18 protein-coding genes are annotated in these 18,577 nt (G+C 28.7%); 16 read left to right on the top strand and 2 right to left on the bottom strand.

Annotated features, from left to right (window positions below; all coding sequences use genetic code 11):
• The first annotated feature begins 9 nt into the window (after positions 1 to 9).
• From C1715_RS16560 to spoIIR, 3 genes are all read left to right on the top strand, one after another.
• On the top strand, positions 10 to 1,104 hold the full coding sequence (locus C1715_RS16560) for a GerAB/ArcD/ProY family transporter (protein ID WP_102401469.1): 1,095 nt from the start codon (positions 10 to 12) through the stop codon (positions 1,102 to 1,104).
• Positions 1,101 to 2,279, top strand: coding sequence for a Ger(x)C family spore germination protein (locus C1715_RS16555; protein WP_102401468.1), 1,179 nt, complete (start codon positions 1,101 to 1,103; stop codon positions 2,277 to 2,279). The genes C1715_RS16560 and C1715_RS16555 overlap by 4 nt, the downstream gene beginning before the upstream one ends.
• Before the next feature lie 183 nt (positions 2,280 to 2,462).
• Positions 2,463 to 3,077, top strand: coding sequence for a stage II sporulation protein R (spoIIR, locus tag C1715_RS16550; protein WP_102401467.1), 615 nt, complete (start codon positions 2,463 to 2,465; stop codon positions 3,075 to 3,077).
• Here the strand turns inward: spoIIR and C1715_RS16545 are convergent.
• Positions 3,058 to 4,191 carry an MGDG synthase family glycosyltransferase gene (locus C1715_RS16545; protein ID WP_102401466.1) on the bottom strand — a complete coding sequence of 378 codons (1,134 nt, stop codon included), beginning with the start codon at positions 4,189 to 4,191 and terminating at the stop codon, positions 3,058 to 3,060. The two genes, spoIIR and C1715_RS16545, sit on opposite strands and share 20 nt — an antisense overlap.
• A gap of 306 nt (positions 4,192 to 4,497) precedes the next feature.
• On the opposite strand from C1715_RS16545, the gene ypeB reads away from it, so the two are divergent.
• From ypeB to rho, 9 genes are all read left to right on the top strand, one after another.
• Positions 4,498 to 5,865 (top strand): germination protein YpeB, encoded by a 1,368-nt coding sequence (gene ypeB, locus C1715_RS16540; RefSeq protein ID WP_102401465.1) that lies wholly within the window; start codon positions 4,498 to 4,500, stop codon positions 5,863 to 5,865.
• Between the two features lie 197 nt (positions 5,866 to 6,062).
• A complete protein-coding gene (locus tag C1715_RS16535) occupies positions 6,063 to 7,094 on the top strand; it encodes a D-alanine--D-alanine ligase family protein (protein WP_102401464.1) in 1,032 nt (343 codons plus the stop codon).
• Between the two features lie 27 nt (positions 7,095 to 7,121).
• Positions 7,122 to 8,105, top strand: coding sequence for a DUF814 domain-containing protein (locus C1715_RS16530; RefSeq protein WP_102401463.1), 984 nt, complete (start codon positions 7,122 to 7,124; stop codon positions 8,103 to 8,105).
• Positions 8,106 to 8,122: 17 nt separating this feature from the next.
• Positions 8,123 to 8,539, top strand: coding sequence for a YwiB family protein (locus C1715_RS16525; protein WP_102401462.1), 417 nt, complete (start codon positions 8,123 to 8,125; stop codon positions 8,537 to 8,539).
• Between the two features lie 21 nt (positions 8,540 to 8,560).
• The gene (locus C1715_RS16520) at positions 8,561 to 9,895 is read left to right on the top strand and encodes a sigma-54 interaction domain-containing protein (protein ID WP_242971985.1); all 1,335 of its coding nucleotides are present in this window, start codon (positions 8,561 to 8,563) and stop codon (positions 9,893 to 9,895) included.
• Between the two features lie 81 nt (positions 9,896 to 9,976).
• Positions 9,977 to 10,294, top strand: a complete 318-nt coding sequence (locus C1715_RS16515) for a ribose-5-phosphate isomerase (protein WP_102401461.1) — start codon at positions 9,977 to 9,979, stop codon at positions 10,292 to 10,294.
• Between the two features lie 175 nt (positions 10,295 to 10,469).
• Positions 10,470 to 12,068, top strand: coding sequence for a CTP synthase (locus C1715_RS16510; protein ID WP_102401460.1), 1,599 nt, complete (start codon positions 10,470 to 10,472; stop codon positions 12,066 to 12,068).
• A 249-nt stretch (positions 12,069 to 12,317) separates the two neighbouring features.
• The gene (locus C1715_RS16505) at positions 12,318 to 12,665 is read left to right on the top strand and encodes a hypothetical protein (RefSeq protein WP_102401459.1); all 348 of its coding nucleotides are present in this window, start codon (positions 12,318 to 12,320) and stop codon (positions 12,663 to 12,665) included.
• Positions 12,666 to 12,873: 208 nt separating this feature from the next.
• Complete coding sequence (rho, locus tag C1715_RS16500) at positions 12,874 to 14,328, top strand: transcription termination factor Rho (RefSeq protein WP_423240833.1); 1,455 nt, start codon at positions 12,874 to 12,876, stop codon at positions 14,326 to 14,328.
• Between the two features lie 22 nt (positions 14,329 to 14,350).
• On the opposite strand, the gene rpmE is transcribed toward rho, so the two are convergent.
• Positions 14,351 to 14,563, bottom strand: coding sequence for a 50S ribosomal protein L31 (rpmE, locus tag C1715_RS16495; protein ID WP_102401458.1), 213 nt, complete (start codon positions 14,561 to 14,563; stop codon positions 14,351 to 14,353).
• Between the two features lie 237 nt (positions 14,564 to 14,800).
• Between rpmE and C1715_RS16490 the strand changes: the two genes are divergently transcribed.
• The 4 genes from C1715_RS16490 (at position 14,801) to prfA (ending at position 18,548) form a co-directional block, all read left to right on the top strand.
• Entirely contained in the window at positions 14,801 to 15,421 is a 621-nt protein-coding gene (locus C1715_RS16490) for a thymidine kinase (RefSeq protein WP_102401457.1), read from the top strand.
• A 21-nt stretch (positions 15,422 to 15,442) separates the two neighbouring features.
• Positions 15,443 to 16,351, top strand: a complete 909-nt coding sequence (locus C1715_RS16485) for a DUF1385 domain-containing protein (RefSeq protein WP_102401456.1) — start codon at positions 15,443 to 15,445, stop codon at positions 16,349 to 16,351.
• Between the two features lie 210 nt (positions 16,352 to 16,561).
• Positions 16,562 to 17,410 (top strand): peptide chain release factor N(5)-glutamine methyltransferase, encoded by an 849-nt coding sequence (gene prmC / locus C1715_RS16480; protein ID WP_102401455.1) that lies wholly within the window; start codon positions 16,562 to 16,564, stop codon positions 17,408 to 17,410.
• A 64-nt stretch (positions 17,411 to 17,474) separates the two neighbouring features.
• Positions 17,475 to 18,548 carry a peptide chain release factor 1 gene (prfA, locus tag C1715_RS16475; RefSeq protein WP_180964167.1) on the top strand — a complete coding sequence of 358 codons (1,074 nt, stop codon included), beginning with the start codon at positions 17,475 to 17,477 and terminating at the stop codon, positions 18,546 to 18,548.
• The last annotated feature ends 29 nt before the right edge of the window (positions 18,549 to 18,577 follow it).

Here is an 18,577-nt window from a genome sequence, read left to right as displayed (position 1 = left end):
AGGAGTATTATGAATAAAAAAGATAATTTTATTAGTGAGTATCAACTTTTTGCTACCATAGTTGTGACTATAATAGGTGTGGGTATTTTTTCCTATCCTTCAGGTGTAGCTGATTCAGTAGGTAACGATGGATGGATTGTAACTATAATTTCAGGAGCTATAGTATATTTTTTGCTTTATGCTATTTATAAAGTTCAAGAGATTAATGGATTTAAAGATTTTATATATATAATAAAAGATAATTTTGGAGTTTATATAGGAAAAGTAGTAGGAATTGTATTTGTTTTCATTAATATTGCTATTGTAGCTGTAGGAATGAGAATTTTTTCGGAAGTTATAAAAATGTATTTACTAGAAAAAACTCCAACGGAATTTATTGTTGTAATAATGATATTAATTGGCACTATAGTAATAAGAGGTGGTTTTAAAAATTTAATTAAATTGAATGAGTTACTTTTACCAATAATATTTTTACCTATGACAATTGTTATTATTATACTAGCTGCGCAGGGAGATTATACGAATTTACTTCCAGTATTTCAAAATACTCCTTTTCAATATATAAAATCAATAACACTTACTACTTTTGCTTTTGAAGGATTTGAAATATGTTACTTAGCTATACCACATGTGGAAAGAAAAAACAAGATACCTAAAGTTATGTTTTGGAGTATTTTTTATGTAGTTGTTTCTTATGCTATTACTTCTATAGTATCAATTTCTGTTTTAGGAGTAGAACAGACTAAGTTGTTAATATGGCCTACTATTACTATGATTAAATCCATAAGTATTCCAGGATATTTTATTGAACAATGGGAAGGCGTTGTTATGATATTTTGGATTCTCCTTTATGTAACTACATTTGTTAACTTATATTTATTTTCTTCTGTGGTAGTAAAGAGTGTATTTAAATTAGAGGATATAAAATTATCCTCTGTGCTTATTACACCTTTTATATATATTTTTGCAATGTACCCAGAAAACTTAGCACAAGTATATAGTATATATGAAAAAATTTCAATTTTAGCACCTATTTTTACTGTAGCAATATTAATATTTTTATTAGGAACTATTTCTATAATAAAAAGAAGGGGTAAAAGATGAAAAAGAGAAAAAAAATTATTATTAGTATAATTATATCATTGTGCTGTATTTTCATGAGTGGATGCTGGGATAAAGTTGAAATAGATAGAAAGATATTTGTGGTTGGATTGGGAGTGGATGCTGGTAAAGATATAAAGAAAGAAGGGATTATAAAGTCATCAGAATTACAATTTCCAACTTTAGAGGAAGATATGAAAAGATTAAGAGTTACCTATTCTTTTCCAGATTTAAAGAAGATAAAGGAATCTACAGCAGAAACAGAAAGTATAGCTGTGGATGCATATTCTTTGTCGTCAGCTAATAATAAAGCTACAACTAAAAGTAGTAGGGCACTTTATATGGGTCATACAAAACTTTTGATGCTTGGTAATGAAATTTTTCAGTATAAGGATACTGTCAAGGAAATAGTAGATTATATAGAAAGACATCCATCACTTAGTAGGAATATTTATGTTTTAGTATGTGATGGGCGAGCGGAAGATTACATAAAATTTAAACCTCCTATAGAAAAAAATATAGAAACTTATGTAACGGGATTAATTGATAACAATCAGAGGAATAATGTTATACAAGAATTAACTTTAAATGAATTTTTATTATCCTTAAGTGAAAATGGTAGCGTCATTATTCCTATGATGAGTATGGATACAACTAATAAAGAAATAGAAATGAATAAGGTTGCTATAGTAAAAGACTATGTCATTATAGGGGAATTAAACGAAGAAGATATAAGTACTATGCAAATATCGAAAGGAAAAATGAAGGGAGGTAAGCGAGTAATTATCTACAAAAAACATCCTGTAGATTATATTATAAATGGTAGTGAGAGAAAAATAAAGTTTGGCAGAAAAAATGGTAAAATGGTGTTTAATATAGATATAAAGTTAGAAGGAAGAATGAATAGCCATGGACTAGATATGAATTTATTATCCCAAGAAGAGATGGATAATATAGAAAAGGGATTTGATAAAACAATAAAAGACCAATGTGAGAGGTTTATACAGGTTTCAAAAGAAAAGTATAAAGGTGATTTCATTGGATTGAAAGAATATGTTAAGAAATATCATCCTGAAGTGTTTAAGGAGATAGAAAAAAATTGGGATGAAGAATATGTAAATTCTATAATAAATGTAAATATAGAGAGTGACATAAGAAGAATAGGTGTAATTAAGTAAAATTTAAAAAAATTATTTAAGTGAGGAGCTACTTTTATCTCTCATTTTGATAGAAGATAGGAGTATTACAGCAAGTCCATGAGAATAAATAAGTAAAAGTACAACGTGTATATAAATGTAAAAAATGGATATAATGCTTAATAGATTATAAGAGCTAATATAGTACTTATGGGGGGATAGGATATGAAAAAATTATTTATAGTATTATGCATTTTTACATTTATATTTGGAGCCACTAATATAAAGGCTAAAGAAATAAAACAAAAGGATATATCTAATAAATTAATAAGATTTCATGTTATAGCAAATAGTGATAATGAAGTGGATCAGAATCTTAAATTAAAGGTAAAGGATGAAGTTATAAAATACATACAACCTAAACTTAAAAATTCTAAAAGTATTGAGGAATCTAGAAATATAATAAAAGAGAATGATAAAAATATAATTAAAATAGCAGAAAAAATTATAAAAGAAGATGGATATAACTATAAAGTTAGTAGTACTTTTGGAAGAGAAAACTTTCCCATTAAAACCTATGGAAACATAACGTTACCTTCGGGAAATTATGAGGCCTATAGAATACTTATAGGAAAAGGTGAGGGTAGAAATTGGTGGTGTGTCATGTTTCCACCACTATGTTTTGTAGATGTAACTAAAGGTGAAGTTTCATATAAAGATACGGAAAGGGAAATGAAAAAGGTGTTATCTAAAGATGAATACAAGTCCATAGATAACACATGTAATGAAAAGGTTGTATTAAAATTTAAAATTTTAGATCTTATAAAGTCATTGCGTTAGCAATGATTTTTTTTATTAAATTATATATATCATTACCGCAGTTTTTATTATAAAATTTACTGCAATTATCTTTAATTATGGAAAGTTTATCTTCTGAATTAAAAAGATTTTCAAAACCATCCTTATAGCTATTAAAATCTTCTAAATTTATGGCTAATCCATTGCTAACTAAAAAATTTGTATTTCTCTCCTCTTGACCAGGTATAGGAGAAAATAATGCCATAGGAGTTCCGGAAGCTAAGGCTTCCGTTATGGTTATTCCACCAGGTTTTGTTATTAGAAGATCACAGCACTGCATATAGCTGTTTACTTTGTCAGTGTAGCCTATAATTTTTGTGATTTTTTGTGTGTTTTTACTTAAATCAGATAGTTCTTTATACAGTTTTTTATTGCTACCGGTAATTACTATAATTTGAAAAGGATGTTCTATGCTACATAATTCTGAGTATAGATCATATATCTTTCCGATACCTAAACTTCCACCCATTATTAAAATAGTGGTTTTATTTGTATCTAATTCTAAGTCACTAAAAACAACCTCTTTTTTACAAGGCTTTAAAAATTTTGGAAGTACAGGTATTCCATAATTAAAAATTATATTTCTATTTATACCATTTAAAATCATTTCATTTATCATCTCTTTATTTGAGATTATATAAGCATCTATACCTGGATATACCCAAAAACTATGGCAAGCATAGTCTGTGATTATAGACAGAGTAGGCGTCTTTAATTTTGAATTAGAATTTAAAATAGAAAGCATCTCATTAGGAAAAGGATGTGTGGATATAATTATATCAGGTGCAAAATCTTCTATTAAAGGTAATAATCTATATGCCATTATTTCATTTATTTTATTACTAACCGAGGCTAATGTATTATCCATTTGATAGTAGTTATAGTTATATAGTTTACCATATAGTGAAGGAGATTTTTTTATGGCCTTAATGTATCCACCTATTACTAATTTATCTAAAATTGGATTTATATATTTTAAAGTGTCCAGAATTTCTACTTTTGAATTTTCCTCATTTAAAAGTATGTAGCTTTTTATTGCCTCAGCAGCCTTTATATGACCGCCTCCAGCAGAAACAGCTAGTATTAATACGTTCATTTCAATTCACCTTCTATGTACAATTATTTCAATATATTTTTATATACTGAATAAGTAGTTTTATTGTTTTAACTAACCTAATATTATATTTTATGGACAATTAATACTGAAATTAGTATACCCTTTTTTTTGTTTTTTTACAAGGAAAAGAAGACTTATATAGATAAAGCAGTATGGAGATTATAGAAGTACTTATCTGAAATACTAGAATATGTGTATAATAGAGGGATTCTTGAGGGAAAATAATTCTAAGTGGAAAAATCCTTGCATTAAATAGGAACATTAAGGAAGGGAGAAAATAAAATTATGAAGAGTACCAAAAAAAGAATAATATATACTATTATAAGTACATTTATAGTTGTTTTTTCAACAACCTTTGCTATATTAATGACTCTTGAAAGAACAGATTATAGAAACTATCTCCAAGGAGAATATAGTAAAAATATGTATCAGTTAATAAACTCTGTACAAAATATAAGAACAAATTTAGGAAAGAGTAGCATAGTAGGTTCTAGAGAGCAGAGTATGGTGGTTTTTGGAGAAATTTTTAGACACACATCTATAGCTAATGATAAAATACATTCAATGCCAATACAACAACAGGATATAGACACAACAAGTAAATTTTTATCACAAGTAGGAGATTTTTGTTATACTTTAACTAAAAATATTTCTGAAGGCAAGGAATTGACAGATAAGGATTATGAAACTATCGATTTGTTAGAAGTTCAATCTTATGAATTAGAACAGCGATTATCAAGAGTTGTAGATGACATAAATGAAGGGAAAGTTAAATGGGGTGAAATAAGAAAGAAGACCAGTGGAGTTTTAGCAAAATCGGATGGAGAAAAAGCTATTACTAGTAAATTTAGTAATATACAAAAACAAATAGTACAATATCCTGCACTTATTTATGATGGACCTTTTTCAGATAATTTAATAGAAATAAAACCTAAAGTGTATAAAGAGCAAAAGATTTCAGCAGATAAAGCTAAGAGCGATATTGCAAATATTATAGGTAAGGACAAAATACAAAACATAACTTTAAAAGGGCAAGAAAGTAAAGCTAAAATAGATTCATATAGATTTGAAGCTGATATTAAAGGAGATAAAAACAGAAATGTTATATGTGAAGTAGCTAAAAATGGTGGTAAGATAGTTTATTTATTAGATAATAAAAATGTAGGAAAAGAGAAAATAAATATGAATGAAGCAGTAGAGTATGGTAAAAAGTTTTTAGAAAAATCTGGATATAAACATATGGAACCTAGCTACACATTAAAATATGATAGTACAGCATTAATTAATTATGTCTATAAAATGGGAGATGTGACAGTATATCCTGATCAGATAAAATTAAAAATAGCTTTAGATAACGGTGAAATTATAGGAATAGAGTCAGAGAAATATTTAATATCTCACGAAGAAAGTAGAAAGATTTCTAAACCCAATATAAGTATGGAGGAAGCTAGAAAGAAAGTAGGTAAAAGGTTAAAGATAGATTCTACAAGACTTGCAATTATACCAACTGAGACAAATAAAGAAGCATTATGTTATGAGTTTAAGGGAAACTATAGAGAGAAGCAGTTTATAGTATATATAGATGCATTAACTGGATATGAAAAAAGAATAATACAAATAATAGACACACCAAATGGAAAACTTACAATATAGAATAAAGTGTTACATTATGATTTTCTTTGTATCATAGTGTAACACTTCTTTTATTTATGATAAAATCAACCTTAGGAATGTTTTTTATTAAAAAAATGTTGATAAAGTAATAAAAAATAACTAAACTATTATTTAGTAACATTATTAAAATAGAAATAATTTAAAATATTAATGTGATACAATAAGGAGAGAGAATTATGAAAATAAGAGTTGCAGTTCTATTCGGTGGAAAGTCTACGGAACACGAAGTTTCTAGAGTTTCGGCTACATCTGTTTTAAAGAATATAGATAGAGATAGGTTTGAAATATGTGTCATAGGTATAACGAAAGATGGTAAGTGGTTTAAGTATACAGGAGATGTAAACAAAATTCCAGAAGGACACTGGGAAATGGATGAAGAAAATAAAGAAGCAGAAGGCTATAAAGTTTTATTTAATAAAGAAGTAGATGTGGTATTTCCTGTACTTCATGGATTATATGGAGAAGATGGAACTATACAGGGAATGTGCAAGCTTGTAGGTATACCATGCGTTGGTCCTGGAGTTATGTCTTCAGCAGTGTGTATGGATAAGGTATATACAAAATATGTACTAGAGAATTTTGGTATTAAACAAGCGGATTATGTAGTAGTAAATAAAGGTGAATTTAATAAGAAAAAAGAATGTATAATAGAGGAAATAAAGAATAAATTAAATTTCCCTGTATTTATAAAACCTTCTAATAGTGGTTCTTCTGTGGGTATTACAAAGGCTTATAACGAAAAGGAAACGGAAAAAGGTTTAGAAGAGGCATTAAAATATGATAGAAAGATATTAGTTGAAAAGACTATAAATGCTAGGGAAGTGGAGGTAGCTGTTTTAGGAAATGAAGAACCGATAGCTGCCACTCCAGGAGAAGTAGTGCCAGATAGAGATTTTTATGATTATGACTCAAAGTATAAAAGTGCTAGTTCTAAGCTATTAATACCTGCTAATTTTAATGGACAAGAATTAGAAAAAATTAAAAATACAGCTGTGGATATATATAAAATGTTAGATTGTGCTGGAATGGCTAGGGTGGACTTTTTAGTAGATAAGGAAACAAATGAGGTATATCTTAATGAAGTTAATACTATTCCAGGGTTTACTAGTATAAGTATGTATCCTAAGATGTGGGAAAGTGACGGAAGAAATTATAGCAATTTGATAACTGACCTTATAGAATTAGCTATAGATAGGAATAATAATTAGAAAATAAAGAATTGTGAGGTTGATTTTATGACAAGAGCGCTTGCCTTAATATCAGGAGGATTAGATAGTATATTAGCTGCTAAATTAGTTAAGGAACAGGGAATAGAGGTAATAGGAATTTGCTTTAAATCCCATTTTTTTAATGAAGAAAATGCTGTTAGGATGACTAAACAGATAGATATTCCTTTAAAAGTGATAGATTTCTCAAAGGAGCATTTTAAAATAGTTAAAAATCCTAAACATGGTCATGGTAAAAATATGAATCCTTGCATTGATTGTCATGCTTTGATGATGAATTATGCAGGAAAAATGTTAGATGAACTACAAGGGGACTTTATAATAACAGGAGAAGTTTTAAACCAAAGACCTATGTCTCAAAATAAATCTTCTTTAAATATAGTAAAAAAAGAATCAGGATTTGCAGATAAAATATTGAGACCTCTTTCGGCTAAAATATTACCTCCAACTCAGATGGAGGTAGATGGATTAGTTGATAGGGAAAAACTTTTAGGTATAAGTGGTAGAGGAAGAAAAGAACAAATGGAGCTTGCTAAAAAATGGGGTATAAAAGATTATCCATCACCAGCAGGAGGATGTAAATTAACAGAGCCTAATTATTCTATAAGATTAAAGGAACTTTTAGAAGAAAATCAGAATCCGGATAATAGACAATTAGAATTATTAAAAATAGGGAGACATTTTAGAGTAACTCCTAATGCTAAGATAATTTCTACTAGGACTGCAGAAGAAGGAGAAATGCTAAAAAAGTTATTAACAGAGGAAGATGTGATATTTCTTGCTAAAGATTTCAAAGGTTCCATGGTTATTTTAATTGGAGAAGCTGAAGAGGAAGATATTATTTTTGCAGCCAAGGTTACAGCTAGATATTCTAAGGGAAAAGATGAAGAAAAGTTAGTAATAAGATATGGCAAATATAAACATCCGTCTAATAATTTTATAGAGGTTGCTTCTGCTACGGAGGAAGAACTGGAAAAATATATGATAAAGTAAGAAATGAGAGTGATTATATGAACAAGAAAGCCATTATTTCAGTTACTAGTAAAATAAAAGGGGAAGAGCAGGATAAAATAGAAGTTGTTACTCCAGGAAAGTTTTATCAGAAAGGAGATTCATTCTATGCAGTTTATGATGAAACAGAAATATCTGGCATGGAAGGTACTACCACTACATTAAAAATCTCTTCTGAAAAGGTATCGCTTATAAGAATGGGAACTACTAGTACTAAGATGAATTTTAAAGATAAATTAAAAGATGTTATTTTATATAATACTCCATATGGTATGCTTCAGTTAGAATTAGAAACTAATAAACTAGATATAGATATGAACGAAGATGGTGGACACATATTGGTGGATTATAATTTAGGAACACTAGGAGATGCTATTCAAAATACCTTGCTAGAAATAAAAATAAACACTCAGTAATTGAGTAAAGGGTTGAAGAGTATGTTAGATGAATCTTTATTTATGTTTTTGGAGGGGCTTAAAGAAGGAATTATAGTAGTAGATAATAATTTGCAAATACTATTTATAAATTCTTCTTTGGAAAAAAAACATAATATAGGTAAAAGTTATAAAGATAAAAGTATACTTCAGGTGTATCCTAATTTAATGAGAGAATCTTCGGGAATCACTAAGTCTTTGAAGGATAAAACACAATTTATATATAGAAAAGATAAATATGTTAATTATAAAGGAGAAGAATTCATTAATGTGAATTCTTCTTATCCTATATTTTGTAATAAAAAAATACAAGGAATTATAAATATAATTTACTTCGATTATATGGAACAAAATATAAAATTTGAAAAAGAAAATAATACAAAATGGTTCAAAGAAAAAAGTAAACATGATATGTATAGTTTTATAGATATAGTTGGTATGAGTAAGGGAATACTAGAACAAAAGAATAAAGCATATAAGGCTTCTCTATCTTCATCACCGGTACTTATATATGGTGAAACAGGTGTTGGAAAAGAACTTTTTGTACAAGCTATTCATAATGAATCTGAAAGAAAAAATAATCCTTTTATAGCTGAAAATTGTGCTGCCATACCAGAAAACCTATTTGAGAGTACTATGTTTGGAACAGTTAAGGGAAGTTTTACAGGATCTCAAAATCAGAAGGGGATTTTGGAGCTATCCCATAGGGGTACACTATATTTAGATGAATTAAATTCTATGCCAATAGAATTTCAAGGTAAGCTCTTGAGATTTCTTCAAGAAGGGGTAATAAGGAAAGTTGGTGGACAAGAAGAAATACCTTTAGATGTTAGAGTTATAGCTTCTCTAAATGAAAAGCCAGAAAAAATAATAAAAGAAGGGAAGCTTAGAGAAGATTTATATTATAGATTAAATGTCATAAGAATAAATATACCTCCTTTAAGAGAGCGTAGAGAAGATATAAAATTGCTTATATATCATTTTATAAATAAGTATAATAATACATTTAATAAAAATATAAGTGGAGTAGAAGAAGATGCTTTGAATTGCATTATTAACTTAGAATGGCCAGGTAATGTTAGGGAGCTTCAATATTTAGTGGAAGAGATTTTTAACTATAAAGATAGCGGTTATATAGGGTGTAAAGATTTAGAGAGATGTAGTAAAAATTTAAAGTCACCAAAAACTCTTAAAGAAAAATTAGAATCTATGGAGAGAGAATTTATAGAAAGTCAATTAATCATAGATGATTTTAATATATCTAAAGCTTCTAGGACATTAGGAATGCCTAGGCAAACTTTGCAGTATAAGATTAAAAAATTTAAAATAGAAAAATAAATTTTTATAAATAAATCCTCTGTGTTTAAATATATGAGATTTTGTCTATAATCATATATAAAAGAATACGGAGGAATTTTTATGGGTATAGAAGAAAAGTATGAAATAATAATAAAATCTATTTGTGAAGTAATTGGAATAGAAAAGAATGATATAGTAAGTATACTGAAAGATAATAACTGTAAATATTTATTGTTTTTAACAATGAAAAAATATAAATGTAATTATACTGATGAGGTGAAGAAAAAGCTAAATATAAATAGTCAAAGGATTATAAGTGTCAATTTGAAAAAAGCTAAAGAAAAATTTTTGATAAATAGAGAGTTTAGAGAAGTTTATTTTCAGATAAGTGATTTAGTTGAAAATAACATTAAAAATAATGGAAGAAAAATTTCTTAGATAAAATGCAAAAAAAATATAGCATGAATAATAAAAATGTGATATTATAGTGAATGTATTTTTAATAAAAATACCCCATTATATTTATAGGGTAATTTATATTATAATAGTTATAAAGTTTTATGTCAATACTAAATTTGAATATATTTTCTATTTTGATAAAGGGGGAGTTTTGATGAAAACCAAATACATATTTGTAACTGGTGGTGTTGTGTCTTCACTAGGAAAAGGAATAACTGCAGCTTCACTTGGTAGATTGCTTAAAAATAGAGGAATGAATGTATCAATTCAAAAATTTGATCCATACTTAAATGTAGATCCTGGAACTATGAGTCCATATCAACACGGAGAGGTTTTTGTTACAGATGATGGAGCGGAAACTGATTTAGATTTAGGACATTATGAAAGATTTATTGATGAAAATTTAAGTAAAAATAGTAATGTAACTACAGGAAAAATATACTGGTCTGTTATATCTAAAGAAAGAAGAGGAGATTATTTAGGTGGAACCGTACAAGTAATACCTCATATTACTAATGAAATAAAAAATAGAGTATATAGAGTAGCTAAAGAAAGAGATGTAGATGTGGTAATAACAGAAATAGGTGGTACTGTTGGAGATATAGAGTCATTACCATTTTTAGAGGCTATAAGACAAATAAAATATGAAGTTGGAAGAGAAAATGTTTGTTTTATACATGTTACATTAGTACCTTATTTAGGAAAAGCAGGTGAGTTAAAAACTAAACCAACCCAACATTCGGTTAAGGAATTAAGAAGCATAGGTATTCAACCTGATATAATAGTTTGTCGTTCAGAAAAACCTCTTTCAAGTGAAATGAAAGATAAAATAGGATTATTTTGTAATATAGATGGGGAATCGGTAATTCAAAATTTAGATGCAGACAATCTATATGAAGTGCCACTTTTACTGCATAAGGAAGGTTTAGATGATTTAGTGTGTAAAAAACTTAATATGAATTGCACTGATGTAGAGTTAGAAGAGTGGACACAAATGGTAAGTAAAATGAAAAATTTAAGTAAAAATGTAACTATAGCATTAGTAGGAAAATATGTTGAGTTACATGATGCCTACATATCTGTAGTAGAAGCTTTAAATCATGGAGGGCTTAGCAATGACGCTAATGTAAATATTAAATGGGTAAATGCAGAACATATAGAAGATGATAATGTAGAAGAATTTCTGCAAAATGTAGATGGAATATTAGTTCCAGGTGGTTTTGGCGATAGAGGAGTAGAAGGAAAAATTAAAGCTATAAAATATGCTAGAGAAAGTAAAATACCATTTTTAGGTATATGCTTAGGTATGCAATGTGCTGTTATAGAGTTTGCTAGAAATGTAGCGGGATTTAAAGGAGCTCATAGTTCAGAAATAGAACCTGAAACTAAGTATCCAGTTATAGATTTAATGCCTGAACAAAAGGATGTAGATGAAATGGGTGGAACTATGAGGCTTGGCATATATCCTTGTAAATTGGAAAAGAGCACAAAATCTTTTGAGTCTTATGATAGTGAAATAGTCTATGAGAGACATAGACACAGATATGAATTCAATAATGAATTCCGAAAAGTATTAACGGAAAAAGGAATGGAAGTAGTTGGAACGAGTCCTGATGGAAGATTAGTTGAAATAGTTGAAGTAAAAGATCATCCTTGGTTTGTAGCTGTACAATTCCATCCTGAGTTAAAATCAAGACCAAATAGACCTCATTGGTTATTTGTAAGTTTTATAAATGCAGCGTTAAATAAATAGAATTTTAATTAATAGCCTTTAATTTCCAACAGGTAATTGTTTTGAGACAATTTAACGATTTTGGATATTGAAGGCTTTAACTTAGTGATTGTATATTAAGATTATCCCACAAAAAGTATTGAATTTCATAATTCCACCATATTGTACCTTTTATGGTTTAATCATATTAAATTTTTTAGTAAATAAAATAAATGAAGGAATTTAATTTTAAGTATAGAACTTCTATATAAAAGAGGGAGGTGTGTTTATATGCTTTTAAATACAAATATAATTATAGCTATTAAGGATAAACATAGTAAGTATGTTGTGGAAAAAACTAATATTTTTGGAATAAAGCAAATAAGTAATAAAATCACCCCTTTCAAAATTTCTATTAAAAATAAGGAGTTAATATTAAAAGTTAATTGTCCTTTGTGTAATAGGATTCATGGTTATAAATATAAAGTAAATTCACTTGTAAATAGAGAAATGCTTATAGGAGGATGTGAAACTTTAAATACCCCATTGTTTTTTATAGGTGAAGAAAATTCTGTTATGAAGAAGATAAATAAATATGAGCAAGTAAATGGGCAAATAAACATGCTAACTATAAAATAATAAAAAGTATAATAAATAATAGGAAATATAGTAAAAATATAAATACATATAAAGAAATTTTATATGAAAATAGATAATAATAAAGATGTTATATTTTTTTATAGATTTTATCTATTATATAAGTTATAATAGATAAGCATTGCATTTCACGAAAATTCTTCTATAAATCCCAAAAGTCTTAGTACAATTTATATAAGGAGATGGTTTTTTGTCAGGGATAGATTTTGAAAATATGACTTTAGCTCAATTAAAAGAAGTGGCTAAAGAATTAGGTGTGAAAAGTATTTCTAAGTATAAAAAGGCGGAACTTATTCAAGAAATAAATAAGTTGTCTCCAGTGCACATAAATAAAAATGGAAAAGTGTTAGTAGAAAAAATTACACCTAAGGAATCTGTGATTTCAAGTAATGAAAAAAATATAGAGAAAGAAAAGAGTAAAATTAATAAGGTTAGTTTAGATAATAATAATAATAATAATAAGGTAAAAAGCTCAGGTGTGGCAGAAAATACTGTTAATGAAAAAATTAAAATGATAAGAGAATCTGATACGGCTAAAGGAGTATTAGAAATAAATGAAAATAATAGCTATGGATTTTTAAGAGGAAAAAACTACTTAACTAGTTCTGAAGATGTCTATGTATCCCCGTCTCAAATAAGAAAATTTAATTTAAAAACAGGTGATGAAGTAGTTGGAAAAGTTAGAACACCTAAGGAAGGAGAGAAATTTAAAGCGCTTCTATATGTTCAACAAATAAATGGTGAAAATCCTCAAAAGGCTATTAATAGAAAGAAATTTGAGACTTTAGTTCCTATTTATCCTAGAGAAAGATTAAAATTAGAAACAAATCAAAATGACTTATCTTCTAGAATGATGGATATAATCTCCCCTATTGGAAAAGGACAAAGAGGTATAATTGTGGCTCCCCCTAAAGCAGGAAAAACAACCCTTTTAAAGAAAATTGCCCATAGTATAGAAATAAATCAACCAGAAGTAAAGTTGATAGTAGTGTTAATAGATGAAAGACCTGAAGAAGTTACAGATATGCAAAGGTCTATTAATGGAGAAGTTATTTATTCTACTTTTGATGAAGAACCAGAGCATCACACAAAGGTAGCTTATATGGTTTTAGAAAGAGCTAAAAGAATGGTTGAACAAGGTCAAGATGTGGTGATACTTTTAGATAGTATAACTAGACTTGCAAGGGCATATAACCTTACTATAAATCCAACAGGAAGAACTTTATCAGGTGGGTTAGATCCAGGAGCTTTATTGATGCCTAAAAAGTTTTTTGGAGCAGCTAGAAATATTGAAGAAGGTGGAAGTCTTACTATATTAGCTACAGCTTTAGTTGAAACAGGAAGTAGAATGGATGATATGATTTATGAAGAGTTTAAGGGAACTGGAAATATGGAAGTTCACTTAGATAGAAAACTTCAAGAAAGAAGAATTTTCCCTGCTATAGATATCTATAAATCAGGAACGAGAAGAGAAGACTTATTATTATCTAAAGAAGAGCAAGAGGTTGCATTTAATATAAGGAAGTTTATGTATAAAGCTGGAAATGGCGATGCGGTTACTGAAGATTTGATAAATATAATGTCTAAAACTAAAAATAATAATGAATTTATAAATGTTTTTAATAAAGTAAAATGGGAAAGATAATTAATTATCTTTCCCATTGATTTTACTCTTCTAGTTTCATGTTGAATTTCTTTAAGAATTTGTCAACTCTTCCACCAGCATCCACCATTTTTTGTTTACCGGTGAAGAAAGGATGACATTTTGAACAAATTTCAACCTTTAACTCTTCTTTAACTGAGCCAGTTGTAAAGGTATTACCACATGCGCATTTAACTACTGCGTCATGATGATATGTTGGTTGTAAATCTTTTTTCATTCTTCTCACCTCTCTCAAACTACAACTGCATAACGGCATTTTCAACTACTAGATTATATCATTAATTTTTATAATAGTCAATATAACAAAAGAGTTTATAATTAGATTATTTTAATATATTTTTTCAGGAAAATTTCCAGGTATTTTAAGGTTAAATATTTAAATATATTTTGATTATAAAATAGTTTTGAAATATAATAATAAAGTATTGACCTAAGAAAAATGGGGGGATAAAATATGAGTAAATTATATTTCAGATATGGAGCCATGAACTGTGGTAAATCCACTAACTTACTTCAAGTAGCTCATAATTATGAGGAAAGAGGAATGAATGTAATTATAATTAAGCCTAAAACAGACACAAAAGGTGGAGAAAATATAGTGTCTAGACTAGGTATAACTAGGAAAGTAGATATGTTGGTGAACAAAGATGAAGATGTGTATAAGTTGGTGGAGATTTGGAATACGGAAAATGGTAAGATTCACTGTATATTGGTAGATGAAGTTCAATTTTTTAAAAAAAATCAAATAGACCAATTTTTTAATATAGCAGTAAAGATGGATATACCAACTATATGCTATGGTCTTAGAACGGATTTCCTTATGAATGGTTTTGAAGGAAGTAAAAGACTTCTTCTCATTGCTCATAGCATAGAAGAGTTGAAAACCATATGTGCTTGTGGCAAGAAAGCCTTAGTAAATGGAAGAAAAGTAAATGGTAAATTTGTTTTTGAAGGTAAGCAAGTGGCAATAGATAAAGAAGATAGTGTAGAGTATGAGTCACTTTGTCCAAAGTGCTATATTAAGTATAAAGAATTATATTTAAAAAACAAGGAAGCTGCATGTACTAATGAGTAATTTTAAAAAGGATGTGTAAATATGTCTAAGGGAAAAAATATGGTAGGAGGCCAAGCGGTAATAGAGGGGGTTATGATGAGAGGGAAAGACTGCATAGCTACTTCTGTTAGAAAAAGTAACGGTGAAATTGTAACAGAAAAAAAGTATGTAGTTCCTTTTACAAAGCGAAATAAAATGTTATCTATACCAATAGTTAGAGGATTTGTGGTTCTTATAGAATCCATGATTATAGGAATTCAAACTTTGAATTACTCAGCTTCTTTTTTTGAAGAAGAGGAAAGTGAACCTTCTAAATTAGAAGGGGTTATGCAAAAAATTTTTAAAGAAAAAACTGAAGATGTGTTTATGTTTTTTTCACTTTTAGTATCTTTTATATTTGCTATGGGATTATTTTTGGCATTGCCAACTATAGGAGCTAACTTTTTTAAAAAGAGAATCAACAGTAGTATAGCTTTAAATATAATAGAAGGTGCTATAAGAGTAACTATTTTCATATTGTATATATATTTAATTGGAAAAATGAAGGACATAAATAGAGTGTATCAGTATCATGGAGCTGAACATAAAAGTATTTTTTGCTACGAAAGCGGAAGAGAACTAACTCCAGAAAACGCTAAAAAGTTTAGTAGATTTCATCCAAGATGCGGAACAAATTTTTTATTTTTGGTTATGATAGTTAGTATATTGATTTTTTCACTTACAGGTTGGAATTCAATAGTAGAGAGAATGGTTTATAGAATCATACTACTTCCTCTTATATCAGGTATAACCTATGAAATTGTAAGGTGGCTAGGTAAAAGCTCCAATAAATTATCTAAAATACTAGCATATCCAGGATTGCAGCTTCAAAGGCTTACTACAAGGGAACCGGATTTGGAACAGTTGGAGGTGGCAATAACTGCCCTTAAGGCAGCAGAAGGCGTTGAATAGGGGGCTAGTGTGCTAGAGGGCTAGAGGGTTAGGAAAGTTAGTGTGCTAGGAAAGCGAAGTTGGTTTGGTGGCTGTCAGAGTGCCTGTGGTTGTCAGTCAGAGTGATAGTGTTCCAGAGAAACGGTATATAAATAAGAGGAGGGTGCGTTATGGTGTTAGGGTGCTAGTGTAATAGTTGCTTAGTGGAGAATAAAAAGGGTTGGTGATTTAGTGAAGATAAAAGAGATATTATCTAGGGCATATGATATTTTAAAAGAAGAGCAAATAGATACATATATGTTAGATGCGCAGCTTTTATTATGCAAGGTGCTTAACAAAGATAAATTGTTTTTGATAATGAATAGAGATTTAGAGATAGATTCTCATGCGGAGGAAGAATTTTTTAAATATATAGATATGAGAAAGAAAAAGATGCCTGTAAAATATATATTGGGTGAATGTGAATTTATGGGGATGAATTTTTTTGTTAGAGAAGGAGTTCTAATACCTAGGCCGGATACAGAAATACTTGTGGAGAAGGTTTTAGAAATAATAAATGAAAATAAACTTAAAAATGTATTGGATATTTGCTGTGGAAGTGGTGCTATAGGTGTATCTATAGCAAATATAGTTAAGGACACACAAGTTATATGTTCGGATATTTCAGATATAGCTAAGTTGGTTACAGTTGAAAATATTAAAAAATTTGCATTGGAGCAGAGAGTGAATTTTATACAAAGTGATCTTTTGGAGTTTGCAACAGAAAGAGAATATAAATTTGATATTATAGTTTCTAATCCTCCTTATATAGAGGAACATGTAATTCCTACATTAATGGAAGATGTTAAAAATTATGAACCCTATATAGCATTATGTGGAGGTAAGGATGGATTGAATTTTTATAGAAAGATAGTAGAAGAAGGTAAAAAAGTATTAACAAAACATGGAATTGTTGCTTTTGAAATAGGATATAATCAAAGGGAAGCAGTAAAAGAAATTTTTGAAAATAATGGTTTTGAAAAAGTGTTGTGCTTTAAAGATTTATCAGGACATGATAGAGTGGTAATAGGGAAAATTTAATTGTTAAGTTAAAAAAAATATGTTATAATAATTAATTGTGAAAATATAAGTACACGGAGTGATAATAATGCTTAATAAACTTGATTTTATAGAAAATAAATATGATGAGTTGTCAATAAAAATTAGTGATCCAACAATTATAGCAGACCAAAAAGAATGGCAAAAGTTATGCAAAGAACATTCAGATTTGGAGATTATAGTTAATAAGTATAGACAATATAAAGAAATACTTTCTACAATTGAATCTGATAAAGAGATGATAGGAGAAGAAAGTGACAAAGAATTAAAAGATATGCTTCAAGAAGAAATAAAAGAATACGAAATTAAAAAAGATGAGATGGAGCAAGAACTAAGATTAGCCTTGCTTCCGAAAAATCCTAATGATGATAAGAATGTTTTCGTGGAAATAAGAGGCGGTGCTGGTGGAGAAGAAGCAGCACTATTTGCGTCAAATCTTTTTAGAATGTATACAAGATATGCAGAACGTCAGGGATGGAAAATAGAACTTATGAGTTTTAATGAAACAGACATAGGTGGATTTAAAGAAGTTGTATTTATGATAAAGGGACATGGTGCATATAGTAAGTTAAAGTATGAAAGTGGCGTTCATAGAGTTCAAAGGGTTCCAGATACAGAATCTAGCGGAAGAATACACACATCAACGGCTACAGTTGCTGTTTTGCCAGAAGTGGATGATGTGGAAATAGAAATAAATGCAAATGATTTAAAGGTAGATGTGTTTAGAGCATCTGGAAATGGTGGACAGTGTGTAAATACTACTGACTCTGCTGTAAGAATGACTCACATACCAACGGGAATAGTAGTGTCTTGTCAGGATGAAAAGTCTCAGCTAAAAAATAGAGAAAAAGCCCTTAAAGTATTAAAAGCAAGATTGTATGAAAAGGCTGAAGCTGAAAGAAGTGCTCAGATTTCTGAAGATAGAAAGAGCCAAGTGGGTACTGGAGATAGAAGTGAGAGAATAAGAACTTATAACTATCCACAAGGTAGAGTTACTGACCATAGAATAGGTTTAACATTATATAGATTGGAAAGTTTTCTTGATGGTGATATGGATGAAGTTATTAATGCATTGATTACCACAGAACAAGCTGAAAAAATGAAAGCTATGGGTGTTTGATAAATAAAAAAGGAAAGAGTGGAGAGGTT

Origin of the sequence: Haloimpatiens massiliensis (assembly GCF_900184255.1) — a bacterium.
Classification (GTDB): Bacteria; Bacillota; Clostridia; order Clostridiales; family Clostridiaceae; genus Haloimpatiens; species Haloimpatiens massiliensis.
Note: the sequence above shows the minus strand (reverse complement) of the source record. Positions and strands in the feature narration are given on the sequence as shown.

Bases quoted from the DNA above. Each gene is read 5' to 3' on its own strand.
- C1715_RS16535 (WP_102401464.1), top strand. From the start codon at position 6,063: ATGAAAATAAGAGTTGCAGTTCTATTCGGTGGAAAGTCTACGGAACAC.
- C1715_RS16515 (WP_102401461.1), top strand. From the start codon at position 9,977: ATGGGTATAGAAGAAAAGTATGAAATAATAATAAAATCTATTTGTGAA.
- ypeB (WP_102401465.1), top strand. From the start codon at position 4,498: ATGAAGAGTACCAAAAAAAGAATAATATATACTATTATAAGTACATTT.
- C1715_RS16510 (WP_102401460.1), top strand. From the start codon at position 10,470: ATGAAAACCAAATACATATTTGTAACTGGTGGTGTTGTGTCTTCACTA.
- C1715_RS16485 (WP_102401456.1), top strand. From the start codon at position 15,443: ATGTCTAAGGGAAAAAATATGGTAGGAGGCCAAGCGGTAATAGAGGGG.
- C1715_RS16520 (WP_242971985.1), top strand. From the start codon at position 8,561: ATGTTAGATGAATCTTTATTTATGTTTTTGGAGGGGCTTAAAGAAGGA.
- C1715_RS16545 (WP_102401466.1), bottom strand. From the start codon at position 4,191: ATGAACGTATTAATACTAGCTGTTTCTGCTGGAGGCGGTCATATAAAG.
- C1715_RS16505 (WP_102401459.1), top strand. From the start codon at position 12,318: ATGCTTTTAAATACAAATATAATTATAGCTATTAAGGATAAACATAGT.
- C1715_RS16560 (WP_102401469.1), top strand. From the start codon at position 10: ATGAATAAAAAAGATAATTTTATTAGTGAGTATCAACTTTTTGCTACC.
- C1715_RS16525 (WP_102401462.1), top strand. From the start codon at position 8,123: ATGAACAAGAAAGCCATTATTTCAGTTACTAGTAAAATAAAAGGGGAA.
- C1715_RS16555 (WP_102401468.1), top strand. From the start codon at position 1,101: ATGAAAAAGAGAAAAAAAATTATTATTAGTATAATTATATCATTGTGC.
- C1715_RS16530 (WP_102401463.1), top strand. From the start codon at position 7,122: ATGACAAGAGCGCTTGCCTTAATATCAGGAGGATTAGATAGTATATTA.
- C1715_RS16490 (WP_102401457.1), top strand. From the start codon at position 14,801: ATGAGTAAATTATATTTCAGATATGGAGCCATGAACTGTGGTAAATCC.
- spoIIR (WP_102401467.1), top strand. From the start codon at position 2,463: ATGAAAAAATTATTTATAGTATTATGCATTTTTACATTTATATTTGGA.
- rpmE (WP_102401458.1), bottom strand. From the start codon at position 14,563: ATGAAAAAAGATTTACAACCAACATATCATCATGACGCAGTAGTTAAA.